Below are 18,918 nucleotides of genomic sequence, written 5' to 3'. Positions count from 1 at the left end.
AGTGATTGCTGCAGTTAGGGTAGTTTTACCGTGGTCAACGTGGCCGATAGTACCAACGTTAACGTGCGGTTTCGAACGTTCAAACTTTTCTTTTGCCATGACGGAACCTATAAGTTTTGTGTATCTAGATTACATATAAAAATAATCCACACGCCACAACGGCGGCAGATTAGAATTATTCAGTACAATTATAAATGTTTTTATGACAAATCAAAGGAAGTATTTAGGAAGATCCGAAGACTGGTGCTGATAGGCAGATTTGAACTGCCGACCTCACCCTTACCAAGGGTGCGCTCTACCAACTGAGCTATATCAGCACACCAGAAAACTGGAGCGGGCAGCGGGAATCGAACCCGCATCATCAGCTTGGAAGGCTGAGGTAATAGCCATTATACGATGCCCGCTTTAGGAACCTGTTCTTAACTACCTCTAACCGTCAAGAATAAAGTGGTGGAGGGGGCTGGATTCGAACCAGCGAAGGCAGTGCCGTCAGATTTACAGTCTGATCCCTTTGGCCGCTCGGGAACCCCTCCACGTCAAAAAATTCTTGTCTAAAGCGTTGCTATTTAAAAACTGGTGCCGACTATCCGAGTCGAACGGATGACCTACTGATTACAAGTCAGTTGCTCTACCAACTGAGCTAAGTCGGCACTGCTTTAGTACGGGGCGAGATATTAGAGGAATGGCCGGGACTATGCAACACCCAAATCAAAAAAAATCACAGATAATTGTTTAAATGGTCACATTTACAGCAAAAACCTGTATTGCAGGCAATTTATTATGCAAACTGCTGATATTTACGCCAGTACATCAAACCTTGCAGGACCAAAATATCGTTATATGTACTGGGGCGGACCAAGTGTTGTTGCATTAATTCGCCGTATCCACCGGCGCATACAATCACAGGATCCTCATTCGACTTGCTCAGGTAAAACTCCAAAGCGCCAAGCGTCGCAACCAAGGCCCCATTTTTTATCGCATTTGGTGTGTTCTTGCCGAGCTCTGGCAAAAATAAGCTGGTATCGTCACTGAATACTTTCTGAGTGTTTGCAACCAAACTACTGAGCATCATATCCAGACCCGGTAAGATCCAACCGCCTAAGTGCTGGCCTTCACTATTTAACACGTCAATTTTACTGGCGGTCCCACAATCCAGTATCACACAGTACTGCTGTGGATAAAGGTGATAGCAAGCCACCACGGTCAGCCACCTATCTATACCCAGATTTTCAAATTGCGGATAAGCGCACCGCAGTTCACCCAATGTCGCGTTCACAGTCGCATAATAATGAGGGATAGCCAATTGCTGCGCGCGTTCTATCAATGGCGCCACCAACTCGCCTTTACCAACCTGAGCGATCAGCACTTCCTCTATCTCTGACCAGGGAATATCCGTCTCATCAATCAGGGTGATCGTCTCTCCTGTCAGGGTCGCAGTTTTCAGTGCCGTGTTACCCACATCAACTAACAGCTTCATGACAACTCCTTACGCACAGAAATTTCTCCCCCATAATAGGTCTTCAGCTCACCATCCTGACGCAGCACTAACCCACCTTGCTGATCGATGCCTTCACAAATACCCCGCCATTGTTTCTGCCCGGTAGTCAGTGTCACTGCCTGCTGGCGATATACGTTCAATGCGTTCCACTGCTCACTCATTACACTCAGCCCATGACGCTGATAAACCTCCAGGCGCTTTTGCAAACACAAAGTCAGCACGGCCACCAGCTGATTTTTATTTACCGCACTGACGTGCTGGCTCAGATCTGTCCAGGCCTGATCTATCGCCCCGGCAGCACTGTCTGGCATCGCCACATTCAGACCGATACCAATCACCAGATGACAAGGACCTTCAACCTGACCGTCCAACTCGACCAAAATACCCGCCAGTTTCTGTTCATTCAGATAGACATCATTCGGCCATTTCAGTTGTACCTCCAGATCAAATAACGCCTTGAGCGCATCATATACCGCCAGTCCGACGGCTATTGATAACCCCATGGCAGCCTGCATCCCCTCTTCCAATTGCCAGTAGCAGCTATAGTAGAGATTGGCACCAAACGGAGACTGCCACTGACGTCCTCGCCTGCCGCGCCCTGCCTGCTGCATTTCCGCAACCAGCACTTGCCCACGTGGAATTGGCTGCTTAGCCTGAATACGGCGCATCAGCTCGCTATTGGTTGAGTCAATAATTGAATGCACTTCTATCTGACATGACGTGTCGCTGAGCTGCTCCCAACTCTGACGGATCTCGGCTTCCTCTAATAAAGGCAAGCTATTGTTGAGCCGATAGCCTTTGCCCGTCACCTTGAAGATATCAATGCCCATTTGCTGCAAAGACTTAATATGCTTAGACACCGCCGCGCGGCTGATCCCCAACTGCTCGCCCAATGCCTGTCCCGAGACAAATTCACCGCACTTCAGGGCATGTAAAATAGCCAACTTATTACCATCTGGTGCTTTAACCATAGTGCGCTTCCTGTATTGTAATTTCACCTTGATGGCCTATCAGCCTGACTTCATGCTCCAGCACAATGCCAAACTTGTTGAATATCATCTGTTGAATATGGCTGATCACTGCTTTGAGATCCTCACCACTGCTGTTCCCTTCGTTTACCAACACCAGAGCCTGGCGCTCATATACTCTGACGCCCCCCTGTTGATAGCCTTTTAACCCGGCGTGTTCAATCAGCCAGCCAGCGGCCAGTTTGCAGCGCTTTGCGTCTACCGGATAAAGGGGTAAATCAGGGTAGCTTTGCGCCAAGGCTTGAGCTTGCGTTTTGTCAATTACTGGGTTTTTAAAAAAGCTTCCGGCGTTTGCCAGCGCCTGCGGGTCGGGCAACTTACTACGCCGGATTGCCATCACTTGCTTTGCCACTATCTCAGGTGTCACCGCCTCATTGCGTAATGCCTGTAACGGCCCATAGTGCAACACCGGGTGCCATGGCTTGGGTAAATGCAACGTCACTTCAGTGACTATAAAACAGTCTTTCAGGGCGTGTTTAAAGACAGAGTCTCGATAACCAAGCTGACATGCCGCTTTATCCAGTGTTTTCAGAGTCCGACTGGCTATATCAAATCCGCGTACCTGATATAATAGATCTGCCAGCTCCACCCCATAAGCACCAATATTCTGGATCGGAGCCGCGCCCACAGTACCCGGGATCAGCGCTAGGTTCTCCAGCCCACCAATGTTGCGTGTCAATAAATGCATCACCAGTGCGTGCCAGGATTCGCCAGCGGCCGCACGCACAACATAGTGTTCGACCTGCTCCTCTACCTCCACACCCAAATTTGCCATCTGGATCACGGTGCCCTCATAATCTGCGAGAAACACACTGTTGCTGCCTTCACCCAAAATATAAAACGGCGTACAAAAATCGTGGTCGTAAAGCTGCGCCGGATCGGTGATACGCAGTAAGGTACGACATGATGCCGGTAACGAAAATGTATGTAATGACTGCAAAGACGGCACGCCCGACCCCTGTAACAAATGCAAAATTGCCGCTAGTGTAGCCTATCCGAAGCTCCGACGCATCAAGGTGTCATTTTGGCACTTAAGTGGTATAACAACGGCTCTACTCACATCATGAGCAAGGATAATAATGAAACTTTCTGCCCTAACCTTTGGTCTTGCCTTAGCAGGCCTGTCACACACCGCGCTGAGTGCTCAGGCGGTGGACGAACACACCTATGCCAACCTCAACGACGTGATCAGTACACACCTTCACCTGGATCTGGATGTCGATTTTACTGACAAACAACTGGAAGGTTTTGTTGAACACACACTGGCATGGCAAAACAAGCAAGCCAGAACCCTGGTGCTGGACACGCGTGATCTTGAAATTGATAAAGTGATGTATCAGGGCAGCAACGGCAAATGGTACCCAGCTTCTTTCACGCTTGCAAAACGCGATGATGTAAAAGGGTCTAAGCTGACCATTCGCTTCAAACAGCAAGCAAAAAAAGCCCGTATTTACTATAACAGCTTACCGCAGGCATCCGGTTTGCAGTGGCTGACACCAGAGCAAACCGCCAGCAAGTCCCATCCTTTTATGTACAGCCAGTCTCAGGCTATCCATGCACGCAGCTGGATCCCCGTCCAGGATACGCCAGCGATGCGCGTTACCTATTCTGCCCGTGTTAACACCCCTGAAGACGTTCGTGCGGTTATGAGTGCCGACAACAGCGGTGCGTTAATCAAAGACGGTGACTATTGGTTTGATATGCCACAAGCCATTCCGCCGTATCTGATAGCAATTGGCGCAGGTAACCTTGAATACAAAGAGATGTCGCACCAAACCGCTATCTTCGCCGAGCCGCAGATCCTGGATGCGTCTGTCGCTGAATTTAATGATACCCAGGCCATGATCGACAAAACCAATGTCATGTATGGGGAGTATGCCTGGGGACGCTATGACTTATTAATGCTACCGCCCAGCTTTCCGTTCGGTGGCATGGAAAACCCACGTTTATCTTTTATTACCCCGACCGTCGTCGCTGGTGATAAAAGCCTGGTTAACCTCATCGCCCATGAACTGGCACACTCCTGGTCAGGCAACCTGGTTACTAACGCCACCTGGGAAGACTTATGGCTGAATGAGGGTTTTACCTCCTATGTAGAAAACCGCATTATGGAAGAAGTCTTTGGTCGCGAGCGTGCGGTCATGGAACAGGCATTGGATTCCGCCCGGTTGCGTAACGTCGTCAAAGAACTACCAGCACCTGACACCCGCCTGAATCTGCGCCTGAATGGTCGCGATCCAGACGATGCATTCAGCTCTATTCCGTACACCAAAGGGCAGCTCTTCCTTATCTATTTAGAGGAAAAGTTTGGCCGAAAGGTGTTTGATGCCTTTGTGAAAGGATATTTTGATGCGTATGCGTTCAAATCGCTGACCACAGCCGAGTTTGTTCAATACATAGAGAAACACCTCATCAACAAACACCCTGGCATTGTCAGCATGGATAAGGTCAATGAGTGGATCCACGCGCCAGGCTTGCCTGCAGATGCACCTAACCCCACTTCTGATGCGTTTGACAAAGTCGATGCTGCTACTCAAGCCTGGTTAGAAGGCAACAGCACATTAGACAGCATACCCACCGCGAGCTGGACAGTGCATGAGTGGCTGCACTTTATCAATAATCTGCCACGCGATCTGGCCGAGGATAAAATGGTCGCGCTGGACCAGGCGTTTGGGTTAACTGACTCAACCAACGCGGAATTGGCGTTTGCCTGGTTCATGCTGGCAGTTGGCAACGGCTATGAGGCCATCTACCCGGCACTCGACAAACACCTCAGCGGTATTGGCCGTCGCAAGCTGATTGTTCGCCTGTACAAATCACTCGTTGCTAATGGTAAACGTGACTGGGCCTATCAGGTGTATCAGAAAGCCCGTCCGGGTTACCACCCATTAGCCCAGGGCACCATTGACGCTATCTTTGCCAACTAATTAATACCTAGATTGGTATCGCAGCCAATAAAAGTGCAGCCTCACCGGGGCTGTACTTTTTCTAAAAACGCCGCGCGCTGCGCCGGGTTGGCTTGTTGCCACCAAAAGTCCAGCATTGCTGCGGCATCAGGCTTTCCAGCCTGAGGTGCCACGGGCGGCTCTACCGGCAAAGAGTCTGAAAATTGCGGTTTCACTGGTACCGCCTCTGGCATAGGTTCGGTGGTTGGTACAGCCCGCACCTGCAGTTGATGTGCAAGCGCCTTTATCGGTGTGCGTGTACCATCAGGGGCCTTCAGCCAGAGTCTGGGCTGCTTTGCAAACTGCTTAGCCGCTTTTAGTGTGTCGGCCCGATCAAACCCAACCTGATAGCCACCCTGCTCCTCGACCTCAACACTCACCCAAAATGGTTTTGATTCAATCACTTCATGATCGTCATACCCAATCTCGTACAAGTCCGTATACTTGACTTTTACCTGGTGCGTGCCCGCGCCAAGCGTCAGATCCCGCACTTTATTAAAGAAGGAATGCTCTATTTCCTGTTGCCCCACCTGTAGCGGTAACAACTCTTCCGGAAAAGATAATTGCGCTGCCACTGCTCGAGCACTCAGCAGGCTGAGTAACAGAAAGTAAAAAATGCGTTTTTTCTTCATAATTCCTCTTTATTTTGTTGTTAATGTGGCTGACACTTAGCTTTGAACCCAAAATAGCCACAGAGAATTCAAGCGCTCAGTTAAGGCCAACATACCCGCTCCACTGGTATGGGTATTCGGTTTTCAGGTGACCAAACTCTGAACAACACTTTTCGCTTGTATCTTACTCTTTGCACGCTATGCTGATCAGCTAAACTATCGTCTACAAGGAAAAATAATGAGCCAAGAAACAATTTTTACCAAGATAATTAATCGGGAAATTCCCGCCGATATCCTGTTTGAAGATGATCTGGCCCTGGCATTTAAGGACATTAACCCACAAGCGCCCTTTCATGTTCTGGTGATCCCAAAAACCCCCATCGCCACCATGAATGACATTAATGAAGAAAATGCACACCTGGTTGGGCACTTATATCTGGTAGCAGCTAAACTTGCAAAAGAGCATGGTTTTGCAGAAAACGGATATCGCGCAGTCATGAATTGCAACAACGATGGCGGTCAGACCGTTTACCACATTCATTTACACGTGCTTGCCGGGAAAGAAATGGGCTGGCCCCCATACCAGGATAAGAAAAAAGTACTAGGCTAAATTATTCTTTGTTAATGAATGTAATTTACTAACATATTAGCAAATAAAAAATTAAAATTATAAATTTCATAGCCTTAGTTATTTCGCTAAGGCTTTAATTCGACAACAAGATCAGAAATGCCACAATATATAGCAGAACAATCTATTTATTGATGTGATTTCTAATACAAAAGGCCTGAATCACGTGATAGCATTGCGTAATCAGACAGAATGAGAGTGTTTTCCACATGAGCAGTACTGCATTTTTATTGCTAGACAAAGAGCCTATTAACACCATAGGCGTCAATGTATTACAACCATTGCTGAAAACTCAGGGGTTGGACGTAATCACTGGGACCGATATTTCAGATGTACCAGAGAACACTCGTTTGCTCTTCATCGAAACAGCCGTCAATGACGCCTGGGGTCAGTTGAAAGAACAGCTGGTTAACCTGAAAGTCAGTTGTGACATTGTCCTGTTTAACCTGGATGAGAACCCTGAGCTGGCCAATCGCGCATTGCTCAGCGGTATCCGTGGTGTCTTCTACACCACAGATAATGCGGATGTGCTGATGAAAGGTATTCGCCTGCTGATGGAAGATCAGCTCTGGTATCGTCGCGAAATTATGTGTAATGCATTAAACCGTATGTTGCAGTTTAATAAAGATGCGCTACACAAACTGACCGAAGGGGATATTGAGCCGGTTAAACTCACAAAACGTGAAAAAGCCATTATTACCCTGATGAGTAAAGGGTCAAAGAACAAAGAGATTGCCGAAGATCTGAACATCAGCCCACATACGGTGAAGACGCACTTGTATAGTGCATTCAGAAAAACGAAATGCCGGAATCGAATCGAATTATTGTCCTGGGCGCAACAAAATATCCCAGACGAGATCCGCTAACCGCCTTCTCTACTGTATCCAGTGTCGGGTCAACCCCGACACTGTCTACCGCTTTACTGATATCTCACTTCCTTTTATGCTAGCAAAGTCGATTGATTGCTAGGGCACACCATGCTGGATCCCAAAACTCTGTATGTCACCAGCGTCGTCATGACGGCGATGATGACCCTTCTAAATTATCTAACATGGCGGGCTAATAAAGACACCCCCGGCACTGTGTTATACATTTTTTACCCTATGGTATTGTTTGCTGGCATTATCGGCTTTGCGCTACACAGCCACTTCCAGCAGTGGCAGACCATAGGCATTGCAAACGGTCTGTTATTTGCGGCATCCGTGCTGCATTGCTGGGCGATCAGCCAGTTTCTCGGGGTCCGCGATAAAGCCTTTCAGTTTTATCTGATAGTCACAGGGGTTTTATTTTGTGCCCTTGTTTATTTCAGTGCTGTAGCGCCGGGCCTCAGGCAGCGTATTCTCATCTCCGATCTTCAGCATATCGCCGAGGCCCTGCTGTTACTGTACTACTTTATCCGCTATGCCCATCCTCTGTATCCCAACGGCAGTATTGTCTATCTCATCGTACTGAGCTTTATTCTGTGTGTGTTTACTGGCCGAACTTTACTCATGGGGGAGATCCACCATGGTAACCTGCTGGACAGTCCCTGGTTCACCATTACACTCTTTTTCAACGGCGTGCTGGCACCTATTTTCTATGCCACTGGCATGGCAATTTTATGTAATGAGCGTCGCGAACATAACCTCAACCGATTGACAGAAAAAGCACAACAAGACCTTGAGATCCGGGGGCTGTTCTTGTCCACCGTCAGCCATGAGATCCGTACCCCGCTCAACGGCATCCTGGGCAGTGCGCAACTGGTACTGAACCGCATTGGGGATCAGGCCAGTAAAGCCTACTGCGAAGCCATTATTAACTCCGCTGAATCACTCAACCTACTGATCGATAAAGTGCTCGACTATGCCAGTCTGGAACAAAGTGACGAAGTGCTGGCCGCCGAGGACATTGAATTCAAGAGTTGGCTAAACAACCTGTGCCTGCTGATGACACCCATGGCTGAGCAACGCGGGCTGACCTTTACCCTGGTGTACGACATGCCCGAGCAGGTTTGCTACTACTGCGACCAGCAAAAGCTGCGTCAAATCCTGCTGAACCTGGTTGGCAACGCCATTAAATTTACCGATCAAGGCGAAGTAAAGGTCTGTGTCGAGCTGATCAAAGAAGGCAATATGGAACACCGGGTGCGTTTTAGCGTGATAGACACCGGTCCGGGCATTGAAGAAGAGGACATCGAAAAACTGACCGAGCCATATGTCCAGAGCAGCGCGGGTAAAACCAAAGGCGGCACCGGACTTGGATTAGCTATCACAGCACGCCTGCTGGATAAAATGGGCAGTCAGCTCGAGATCATCAGTGAACTGGATAAAGGCAGCTCCTTCAGCTTTGATCTCACCTTAACGGTCGGCGAGCTCAGCCTGGTCGAAAAGCGCCATCACAATGTCGACTACGCGACCGGCCTGGATGTTCTCTTAGTGGAAGATCTCGACCTGAACCGTAAAATAGCCATCGAATTTATGGCCATTGATGAGCACCGAATTAAGCTGGCCAACGATGGCCAAAGTGCCATAGAACAACTTACGGAGCATGCCTTTGATGTTGTTCTGCTGGATATGAACTTGCCAGACTTAACGGGTCAGGAGGTGCTCAAACGGCTTAAGAACATTGAGCATAAAAATCGCCGCACCCCATTTTTAGCCTTTACCGCCAGCCTGAGCCCCGAAGAGGTTAAAGAGTACCTGGCACTGGGGATCCGTGACGTTGTGGGCAAGCCGATTAAACAAGATAAACTGCGTCAGGCCATTAGCAACTCGCAAAAGGCGCAAACCCCTGACATCAGCGTCGAGCTCAGCGACACCCTGTACGACGAGAGTGCGGTGGGCTCCCTGAGCGGCTTCAGTGAAGACGAAGTGTCTTCCATTTACAATGAATTTGTTTTGTCCGCCCGCACGAAACTGCGCCACATTCAGCAATTACTGGATGAGGACGATCAACAGTGCATCAAACTCCTGCACCGTCAGGCCAGCACAGCGCTACAACTGGGTTTCAATCGCTATGGTCTGACACTCAAGAAAATTGAGCGCAGGCTGCTGGATAAAAAACGCTGTGACGAGGAACTGGCCGATGCCATGGTGTTGTGGCAACAAAGCCTGGAAGCCTATTTGCAGTACGTACGGCATCAAACACTCAGCTGAGGTGAAACGCTGAAAGCCAAACGCACAAAGCGGTACTTTTATCGCCGCAATGTCGACTTTATTGGAAAATTTAGTCATTCTAACCGACACAGGGTACCCGACGACCCAGATAACAAGAAATCTGAAGGAAATTTATAAAATGACACTACATAAATCATCGCTGGCCATTGCCATCGGTGCGGCCATGATTGGCCTTAGCACGCCCAGCGTGGCAACTGCCACAGAACAGGCATCACAGGCGAGCACCAAAGAGTGGAATGTACTAAATCCGCCAGGTGACAAGCAAACCATTACCATAGACACCAATGAAACGACCTGGAGTAACCTGGACGTCAGCCCCGACGGTAAGTCCATTATCTTTGATATGCTAGGTGACATTTACGTCATGCCTATTAAAGGTGGCAAAGCAACCGCCATTACCAGCGACAGAGCCTGGAACTTCCAGCCTAAGTTCTCGCCGGACGGCAGCAAAATCGCCTTTATTTCAGATCGCGAAGGCGCTGAAAACCTGTGGGTGATGGACGTCAATGGCGACAACATGCGCAAAGTCTCTGATGAGTCTCACAACCTGCTACATAACCCAGCCTGGTCGCCTGATGGTCAGTACATTGCAGTCAAACAAGGTCAGGTAACGGGCCGTACCATCCCGGGTGGCTCGATCCGCATGTATCATATTTCAGGTGGTAAAGGCGTTGTCGTAAGAGATCGTTTGCACGGCGCAAAATCACAGAAGAACATCGCTGAGCCCGCTTTCTCAACCGATGGTAAGAAGCTCTATTACTCCGTCGATGCCACTGCAGGCGTACGCTGGGAATACAACAAAAATGCACTGGGTTCAGTGTTTGAAATCCGCTCCTGGGATCTGGCCACCGGTGAAGAAGAAACCGTGATCCGTGGCTCCGGCGGTGCAATTCGCCCAACACCGAGTCCAGATGGTAAATCTCTGGCGTTCGTGAAACGTATTGAAAATGGCGAGGTGATGCAAAGTGCCTTGTATATCAAAGATCTGAAATCCGGTATCGAAACAGAGATCTTCTCTGGACTGGACCGTGACCTGCAAGAAGCCAATGGTGCTCAGGGTAATACTCCAGCATTCGCTTACACGCCCGATGGCAAAGCACTGGTTTTCTGGGCCGCTGGCGTCTTCCATAAGGTAGATATTGCAAGCAAACAAGCCAAAGTGATCCCGACCCGCGTGGTTGCTGAAAAAGAGATTACCCCGGCACTGAAATTTGCCGTTGATGTGGCACCGGATGCATTCAAGGTCAAGCTGGCACGTTGGTCACAAATTTCACCAGACGGTAAAACCGCGCTGTTCCAGGCACTGGGCCACCTGTACACCAAAGACATCGCCTCTGGTAAGGTACGTCGCGTTACCAAACAAAACGATCATTTTGAGTTCTACCCAAGCTTCTCACGTGATGGTAAGTACATTGTATACACTAGCTGGGACGATCAGGACTTAGGCGCCGTACGCATTGTTTCAGCCAGTGGGGGTAAAGGCCGAGTGATCACTCAGGACCCGGGTCACTACATCAACCCAAGCTTCTCGCCAGATGGTAAACACGTACTGTATCGCAAAGTGACTGGTGGCTACCTGCTCAGCGGTGACTGGTCGATGGAGCCAGGCATCTATCTGACCAGCGCCAAAGGTGGCGAAGCCAAGCGCATCATTAAGCGTGGTGACAACCCACACTTTGGTGCGGAAAAAGACCGTATCTATTTCAGTGTGATGAGCGATGAAACCCATCGCGAACTGAAATCAGTCGACCTCAGCGGTGAAAAAGAACGTTCACACTTCAAAGGCGACTACATTTTTGATTATCGCGTCTCTCCGGACGGCAACTATGTTGCTTTCATCGAGAACTTCAACACCTTCGTTGCGCCCTTCACCAGCACAGGTAAAACCTTGTCTATCAACAAGGGCACTAAATCATTCCCAGTGCAACAAGTCTCTAAATACTCAGGAGACTTCCTGAACTGGAAGGCGGACAGCAGTGCCCTGACCTGGGCCTTTGGCCCGACTTTATATCAGCGCAAGCTGACCGATACCTTTGCGTTTTTGAAAGGTGCCGTAGCCGAGGCTACACCTTTAACTGCCGAAGGCATCGACCTGAGCTTTGAGAAAAAGGCCGACAAGCCTGAAGGCATATTGGCCCTTGTTGGTGGTAAAGTCGTGACCATGCGCAACGCCGACGAGCAACAAGAGATCATCGAAGATGGGGTAGTGTTGATTGAAGAAAACCGCATTATCGCGGTCGGTACCCGCAGTGAAGTTGAGATCCCGAGCAAAGCCAAGGTAATGGATATCACAGGTAAAACCGTGATCCCGGGTCTGGTCGATGCGCACGCCCATGGCAGCTATGGCAGCTACAACCTGCAACCTGAGCAAAACTGGAACCAGCTGTCTAATGTCAGCTTTGGTGTGACGACCATTCACGATCCATCGAATGACTCTAATGAAGTCTTCTCTATGGCTGAATTACAACGTGCCGGCCTGACCGTAGCACCGCGTATTTACTCCGTAGGCCGGATCCTCTATGCCGGTAATGCACCTGGGTACAAAACGCCGATCAGCAACCTGGAAGATGCTCAGTTCCACGTTAAACGTCTGAAAGACGCCGGTGCAATCACGGTTAAGAGCTACAACCACCCGCGCCGTGATACCCGCCAGCAAGTGCTGGAAGCAGCAAAGCAGATGGAGATCATGGTAGTACCAGAAGGCGGTTCTAAGTTCCAGCAGAACATGAACATGATCATCGATGGTCACACGGGTCTTGAGCACGCCCTGCCAATCCCGAACATCTATTCAGACGTCACTCAGATGTGGAGTCAGACAAAAGCGGGCTTTACACCCACCTTTAACGTTGCCTACGGTGGTATCAAAGGAGAAGACTATTTCTATGACACCACAGATGTGTGGAAGAATGAACGCCTGGCAAGCTTTGTTCCGGACTACATTCTGAACCCGCGCTCTGTTCGTCGTGAAAAAGCCCCTGAGCACCACTACAACCACATCAATGCAGCTAAATCTGCCAAGCAATTGCGCGACAAAGGCGTAACCGTGCACATCGGCGCACACGGCCAGCGTGAAGGTCTGGGTGCACACTGGGAACTGTGGTCAATGGCACAAGGTGGCTTTACACCATGGGAAGCGCTGCGCAGCGGTACCATTGACGGTGCGAAATACCTGGCAATGGACCATGATATCGGCACCATTGAAAAAGGTAAACTTGCCGACTTAGTGATCATCGACGGTGACGTCCTGAACGACATCCGTGAATCAGAAAAAGTCGCTTATACAGTACTGAATGGTCGTATCTATGACGCCGCGACCATGAATGAAACCGGCAATTATAATGTGAAGCGCCAGCCGCTGTTCTTCGAAAATGGCAACAAGACGCCAATGCATCCGGCTACGGAAGCTTATATGGAAGAGAAAGCACATAAATATCACTGGAAACACTAATATCTGGTCATTTCATTCATAAAGCAGCCGAAAGGCTGCTTTTTTTTCACTAAACACCACATTTAAGCATTTATCTTCTGGCAACAAGGCCTTACACGCATCTCTTTGTCCCGATCCATGTGCTGGATATTGTCGAGAACTGTTCTAAACTGTGTCACTGAATAGGATACTCTGTCGTCAAGCTCATGCTATGATGGCTGTGTAACGAGGTCGTCAATCTAGGTTTTATCGGTCAGCCTCACAGGTATATCAGCGAATACAAGGAGCAGGGAGCATGTCTGATCTCAGCCACTTTTTTAAGTCACTTAACCTGACGCAAAAATTGATCTCGGCCTTTTTACTGGTCGCCCTGATCCCGACCGCCATCATTATCGCCATGGCACTGATACAATCATCCGATGCAATGAGCCGGCAAGTCTATGCCCAGTTGGGTGCGGTAGGCGAAATAAAAGAAAGCGCCATTGAGCGCCATTTCAATGGCGTCGAGGACAAGCTGATATCGCTGGCAGTCAATCCCTATGTCCAACAGGCAGCTACAGATTTTATCCGCGCCTATGGCGAAGTTGAGGATGCGGTTGCCACTCCGACCAGCCTGACACGCTTCTACCGTGAGCAGTTTGCGCCCCAATTTAAATCACTCAATGAGCAGGCTGCGCCCCCCGCAATATTGCTCTCTGAGTTATCTCCTCAAGGGATCACTTTACAGACTCGCTACTTGGCCGAGAACCCTCATCCTCTGGGCGAAAAAGTAAACCTGACCAGCAGTGGCGTTGATGATGCGTATGATGAAATACATAGTCAGTATCACGCATTTTTCACAAAAATTGCCGATGTTTACGAGTTCTACGATATCTTTATCGTCGATAACCTGAACGGCAATGTGATCTATTCGGTTTACAAAGAGAGCGATTTTGCCACTTCATTACTGTATGGCCCCTATGCAGAAAGTAACCTTGCCAAGGCATTTCTGGCAGCCCGAGAGCTCACCAAAGAAGGTGAAATGGCCTTTGTTGATTACGAGCAATACCTGCCTTCTTACAATGCCCCGGCCAGTTTTGTTGCCGCGCCTTTGGTCATCGACGGTCAGGTATCAGCCACACTGATCTTTCAACTCTCCATTGACGCCCTGAATGCCATCATGACTGAACGTCAAGGATTGGGTGAGAGCGGCGAGACCTACCTGGTTGGCCCGGAAGGCCTGATGCGCTCAGATTCTTATCTGGATCCGGTTCATCATTCTGTGACTGCCTCATTCCGTCACCCTGAAAAAGGTACAGTGAATACCGAGGCATTTCAGCTGGCCATGCAGGGGCAGCAAGGGCAAAAAGTGGTGCTGGACTACAATGGCAACCCTGTATTGTCAGCATACACATCTGTAGACGTATTTAATGTACGCTGGGCATTGCTGGCTGAAATTGATGAGGCCGAAGCCTTCGCGCCCATTAATACTTTGCGTACTCAGCTGCTTATCGTGCTGGCGGCCTGTGTACTGATGATCATTCTGGCCGCATTCTGGTTTGCCCGAACCCTGACCCGCCCGGTTCATGCGCTGGTCAATACCATGCGCCAGGTAGAACAAGAAGGCGACTTTGCATTACGTACCAAGATTGACACCAATGATGAAATTGGTCGCTGCGGACAAGCGTTCAATTCACTGCTGGACGCACTGCAATTGTCTATTTCGGAAACAAACCGCGTCATGGACCGCATGGCGGCCGGTCGCTTTGATGACAGGATCAGTGCCCCCTGCAAAGGTGAACTGGATACCCTTAAACGTGCCACCAATGATTGTGCCCAGAGCCTGCAAAGTGCACTGAGCGACATCGGTCAGGTGATCCACGCCATGTCGGAAGGTCAATTTGATAAACAGTTGCAGTCAGACATGTGTGGCGACCTGGCAATTTTGAAGCAGCACATCAACAGCTCCATGCATTCAATCAATACCACCATGACTGAAATTGTGACCGTGATGTCGGACATGGAGCAAGGCCACTTCCGGGGACAAGTGCAGGTAGAGGCTCAAGGTAGCCTGCTGCAGCTCAAAGTGAGCGTCAACAATTCCGTGAGCAGCGTCGCCGGTGCCATAGATGGGCTGGCAGCGATGATGAGTGCCCTGCGTCAGGGCGACTTTAGTAAGCGCCTGGAGTTGCCGCTGCGTGGTCAACTGGAAGAGCTCAAAGAAGACACAAACTCCAGTGTAGAAAACCTTGCCGCCATTATCGAAGACATTGGCCACACCATGGCCGCGGTCAGCGAAGGGGACTTTAAACAGGAAGTATCAACACCTGCTCAGGGGCAGCTTGGTGATTTGAAAGAGCACATAAATGTGTCGATCAGCAGTGTTGATGAAGCCATTAGTGAGATTTCATCTGTGATGATGGCAATCAGCCGTGGCCGCTTTGATCGCACCATCAACTCTCCCATGCGGGGCCAGCTGGACACCCTCAAAGGCGATATCAACCACTCGGTCAATAACCTCAGTCGTGTTATTGAAGAGCTGGCCAGCGTGATGTCAGCCATGAGCCAGGGTGATTTTACCATCCAGATAGAATCTGACCTGCAGGGTCAGTTACTGCAACTTAAAGAGGACGTAAATACCTCAACAACCACAGTATCTGATGCCATCAATGAAGTCACCCGGGTACTAGGGGCACTGGCTAAAGGACAGTTAAATGAGAAGATCAACGGTCACTATGAAGGTGTGTTTGAAACCCTGCAACGTGACGTCAATGCCACCATTGCCAAGCTCACGGAAGTGATTGAAGGGATCCAGTATGCGGCCGGCCAGGTCACCCAGAGTGCTGGCGAGATAGCCGCCAGTAACACCGAGATCAGCCAGCGCACCGAGGAACAAGCTGCCAACCTGGAAGAGGCCAGCGCAAGCACAGGCCATATGTTGGAAGAGCTGACTCAGGTTGCACAACAATCCGGTACGGCTGTGGAATTGGCCAGCAACGCGGAGACCATCGCCAAAGAAGGTGGCTCCTTATCGCAGGACACGGTTGATGCCATAGGCGAAGTTAACCGGGCCAGCAAAGACATTAATGAAATCGTGTCGGTGATCGACGCGCTGGCATTCCAGACCAACTTACTGGCCCTTAATGCTGCCGTAGAAGCTGCCCGCGCCGGCGAAAATGGCCGGGGTTTTGCCGTGGTTGCCAATGAAGTGCGTGAATTAGCGGGCCGCAGTGCCGCGTCTGCAAAGCAAATTAAAGAGATCATCGCTAACAGCAACGAAAAAGTGGAACAAGGCACTCAACTGGCGAATAACTCAGGCGATAAGCTGCACCAGATAGTGCAGGCAGTTGCCGATGTCAGTCAAAATATAGTGAAAATCAATCAGTCGACGACCACGCAGCAACAGTCCATCAAAGAGGTAGACATTGTGGTGCAGCGCCTGACCGATTTAATTCAGGAAAACTCAGCCATTACGGAAGAAACCATGGCTGCGGCCAGGCAAATGGCGGATCAGGCGAATGCAATGCGTGAGTTGCTTGGCTATTTTTCGATAGCCTCGCAACAGCAAACAGCGCTGGCTCCTCCTGAGCAGGAGCTGCTCATCCACAGCTACAATGCATCTTAGGCTGATTCGGCAGGTATGCCAGATTTAACTTAGCGCGACGAACTCATTCGTCGCGCGGTCCTTTTTCCAATGCGGGTAACACGAAGTCATCGGCATCAAGGTGAGCAGGAAACCCTTGTTTAAAGGTATCCAGTGGCGCCTTTTCCAGACTAACTACGAGTACATCGACAGCGTCATCCGGGGCACCGGCCAATAATGCGCCTGTAAAGTCATAAGCGGCGGTGCCACCGTTGTGCGCCGTTCCATAGCCATCGTCACCAATACGATTGCAGCCCAGCACATAACACTGATTTTCAATTGCTCTGGCTTGCAATAAGGTATCCCAGATCCGACGTCGCGCAGCAGGCCAGTTAGCCACATTGATCATCACATCATAATCATTGCGGTTACGCTGGAACACCGGAAAACGCAGGTCATAGCATACCTGAGGTAAGATCCGAAATCCCTTTACCTCAACAACGACCCGCTCCTGTCCGGCATGCACATAATCCCCTTCTTTACCCAGACAGAATAAATGGCGTTTGTCATAATAGCGCACGGTGCCATCCGGCCAGCACCAGTAAAAACGATTGGCTTTCTTTTCACCCAGATCCACCAACACACTGCCCGCCACGACGGCCTGCCAGCGCTGTGCCAGCTGGTGTAAAAAAGCCAGTGCTTCCCCCTGCTCAGGCGGCTCGGCACACGCTTCAGCCAATGCAAAACCGGTTGCAAAGGTTTCCGGCAAAATGATCAGATCGCAACCACTGAGTTGCGCCTGCTGTGCATCTAACAGCCTTTCCAGCTGAACAAAGTTATTCTGGGGAGCCAACCACTCAATGGCCTGCTGAACCAGAGCGACAGTTAAAGCTGACATAAACGCTTCGCCGCCTCCAGTAAGGTGTTATCTTCTTTGGCAAAACACAAACGGATCACTTTATCTGTACTGCCGTCGGCATAAAATACGCTCAGCGGAATAGCGGCTACCCCGACTTCTTCCACCAGATAATCACAAAAGCGCACATCATCCAGTGACGAGATAGCACTGTAATCCAGCAACAGGAAGTAGCTCCCCTCGCTGGGTAAAATAGTAAACCGCCCGGGTTTAAGCGCCTCAATGAGCAGATCGCGCTTATGCTGATAAAAATCAGCCAACGCATCCACATGCTCAGGCTCTTCATTAAGCACGTCTGCCAGTGCCAGCTGCGCTGGCGTAAAGCAGGAGAAGGTTACATACTGATGGATCTTACGAAACTCCTTGCTCAGCGCCTCTGGTGCGATGCAATACCCCAGCTTCCAGCCAGTACAATGGAAGGTTTTACCAAAGCTGGCCACCACCATCGCACGCGCAGCCAGCGTCGGGTCACGCAACGCACTCAAATGTGGCTGCGCATCAAAGGTAATGTGCTCGTAAACTTCGTCGCTGATCACATACAGGTCATGCTCAATCACTAGGGCCTGAAGCGCTGCCATATCTGCTGCTTTGAGTGTTTTCGCACTCGGATTATGTGGCGTATTAACAATAATAGCGCGAGTTTGAGGTGTGATAGCTGCCGCAACCTGCTGCCAGTCAACCTGGTAATCAGGCGCCTGCAAAGCAATGTGCACACTGGTGCCACCTGCCAGCTCTATCGCCGGATGGTAAGAGTCATAGGCCGGGTCAAACACGATCACTTCATCACCCGGGCGCACCAGGGTCTGAATGGCAACAAACAAGGCTTCTGTGGCGCCGGCAGTGACTGTGACCTGCGCCTCGGCGTCGATCTGCGCACCGTATTTGCGCTCTGCCAGGGCCGCTATTTGCTGCTGTAGCGCCGGTACCCCGGGTGATGGCGCGTATTGGTTCATCCCCGCTTGTACATGCTGAGTCAACCGCAGTTTAAGGCGCTCTGGCGCATCAAATTCAGGAAAACCCTGAGACAAGTTCAGTGCACCGTGCTGATTAGCCAGCGCAGTCATCTTAGAAAAAATACTGGTGCCTACATGAGGTAATTTACTTTCCACTGCCAAGTCCTCGTTTGTGTGTGGTGTAACGGCCCGAGC

The 18,918-nt window shown here is 50.0% G+C and carries 13 protein-coding genes and 4 tRNA genes; 6 read left to right on the top strand and 11 right to left on the bottom strand.

The window, feature by feature from the left end; translation table 11 throughout:
- The 8 genes from MHN31_RS21940 to murB form a co-directional block, all read right to left on the bottom strand.
- Positions 1–99 (bottom strand): GTP-binding protein (locus MHN31_RS21940; protein ID WP_235408380.1); only part of this gene is annotated, 99 nt, incomplete at its 3' end.
- A gap of 142 nt (positions 100–241) precedes the next feature.
- Positions 242–317, bottom strand: a tRNA-Thr gene (locus MHN31_RS21935).
- 12 nt (positions 318–329) lie between these two features.
- Positions 330–404, bottom strand: a tRNA-Gly gene (locus MHN31_RS21930).
- A 44-nt stretch (positions 405–448) separates the two neighbouring features.
- A tRNA-Tyr gene (locus MHN31_RS21925) sits at positions 449–533 on the bottom strand.
- A 41-nt stretch (positions 534–574) separates the two neighbouring features.
- Positions 575–650: transfer RNA gene (locus MHN31_RS21920), tRNA-Thr, on the bottom strand.
- Between the two features lie 128 nt (positions 651–778).
- Positions 779–1,477 carry a type III pantothenate kinase gene (locus tag MHN31_RS21915; RefSeq protein WP_125560918.1) on the bottom strand — a complete coding sequence of 233 codons (699 nt, stop codon included), beginning with the start codon at positions 1,475–1,477 and terminating at the stop codon, positions 779–781.
- Positions 1,474–2,469 (bottom strand): bifunctional biotin--[acetyl-CoA-carboxylase] ligase/biotin operon repressor BirA, encoded by a 996-nt coding sequence (gene birA / locus MHN31_RS21910; RefSeq protein ID WP_239445321.1) that lies wholly within the window; start codon positions 2,467–2,469, stop codon positions 1,474–1,476. The genes MHN31_RS21915 and birA overlap by 4 nt, the downstream gene beginning before the upstream one ends.
- On the bottom strand, positions 2,462–3,475 hold the full coding sequence (gene murB / locus MHN31_RS21905) for a UDP-N-acetylmuramate dehydrogenase (RefSeq protein WP_239445325.1): 1,014 nt from the start codon (positions 3,473–3,475) through the stop codon (positions 2,462–2,464). The genes birA and murB overlap by 8 nt, the downstream gene beginning before the upstream one ends.
- Before the next feature lie 130 nt (positions 3,476–3,605).
- On the opposite strand from murB, the gene MHN31_RS21900 reads away from it, so the two are divergent.
- Entirely contained in the window at positions 3,606–5,453 is a 1,848-nt protein-coding gene (locus tag MHN31_RS21900) for a M1 family metallopeptidase (RefSeq protein WP_239445320.1), read from the top strand.
- Between the two features lie 41 nt (positions 5,454–5,494).
- Here the strand turns inward: MHN31_RS21900 and MHN31_RS21895 are convergent, their stop codons facing one another.
- A complete protein-coding gene (locus tag MHN31_RS21895; RefSeq protein WP_239445319.1) occupies positions 5,495–6,103 on the bottom strand; it encodes a DUF2057 domain-containing protein in 609 nt (202 codons plus the stop codon).
- Positions 6,104–6,320: 217 nt separating this feature from the next.
- Between MHN31_RS21895 and MHN31_RS21890 the strand changes: the two genes are divergently transcribed.
- From MHN31_RS21890 to MHN31_RS21870, 5 genes are all read left to right on the top strand, one after another.
- The gene (locus tag MHN31_RS21890; protein WP_010385032.1) at positions 6,321–6,692 is read left to right on the top strand and encodes a histidine triad nucleotide-binding protein; all 372 of its coding nucleotides are present in this window, start codon (positions 6,321–6,323) and stop codon (positions 6,690–6,692) included.
- A 227-nt stretch (positions 6,693–6,919) separates the two neighbouring features.
- A complete protein-coding gene (locus MHN31_RS21885; protein WP_010385031.1) occupies positions 6,920–7,576 on the top strand; it encodes a response regulator transcription factor in 657 nt (218 codons plus the stop codon).
- Between the two features lie 111 nt (positions 7,577–7,687).
- Positions 7,688–9,844, top strand: coding sequence for an ATP-binding protein (locus tag MHN31_RS21880; RefSeq protein WP_010385030.1), 2,157 nt, complete (start codon positions 7,688–7,690; stop codon positions 9,842–9,844).
- A 139-nt stretch (positions 9,845–9,983) separates the two neighbouring features.
- Positions 9,984–13,313 (top strand): amidohydrolase family protein, encoded by a 3,330-nt coding sequence (locus MHN31_RS21875; protein WP_239445318.1) that lies wholly within the window; start codon positions 9,984–9,986, stop codon positions 13,311–13,313.
- 274 nt (positions 13,314–13,587) lie between these two features.
- Positions 13,588–16,896, top strand: a complete 3,309-nt coding sequence (locus MHN31_RS21870) for a methyl-accepting chemotaxis protein (protein ID WP_125560930.1) — start codon at positions 13,588–13,590, stop codon at positions 16,894–16,896.
- Positions 16,897–16,939: 43 nt separating this feature from the next.
- On the opposite strand, the gene MHN31_RS21865 is transcribed toward MHN31_RS21870, so the two are convergent.
- Both MHN31_RS21865 and MHN31_RS21860 read right to left on the bottom strand, forming a co-directional pair.
- Complete coding sequence (locus tag MHN31_RS21865; protein WP_239445317.1) at positions 16,940–17,752, bottom strand: amidohydrolase; 813 nt, start codon at positions 17,750–17,752, stop codon at positions 16,940–16,942.
- Positions 17,740–18,834, bottom strand: a complete 1,095-nt coding sequence (locus MHN31_RS21860) for a methionine aminotransferase (RefSeq protein WP_239445324.1) — start codon at positions 18,832–18,834, stop codon at positions 17,740–17,742. Before MHN31_RS21860 ends, MHN31_RS21865 begins: the two co-directional genes overlap by 13 nt.
- Positions 18,835–18,918 lie beyond the last annotated feature (84 nt).

The organism is Pseudoalteromonas sp. McH1-42 (assembly GCF_022347845.1).
Lineage (GTDB): Bacteria > Pseudomonadota > Gammaproteobacteria > Enterobacterales > Alteromonadaceae > Pseudoalteromonas > Pseudoalteromonas rubra_D.
Note: the sequence above shows the minus strand (reverse complement) of the source record. Positions and strands in the feature narration are given on the sequence as shown.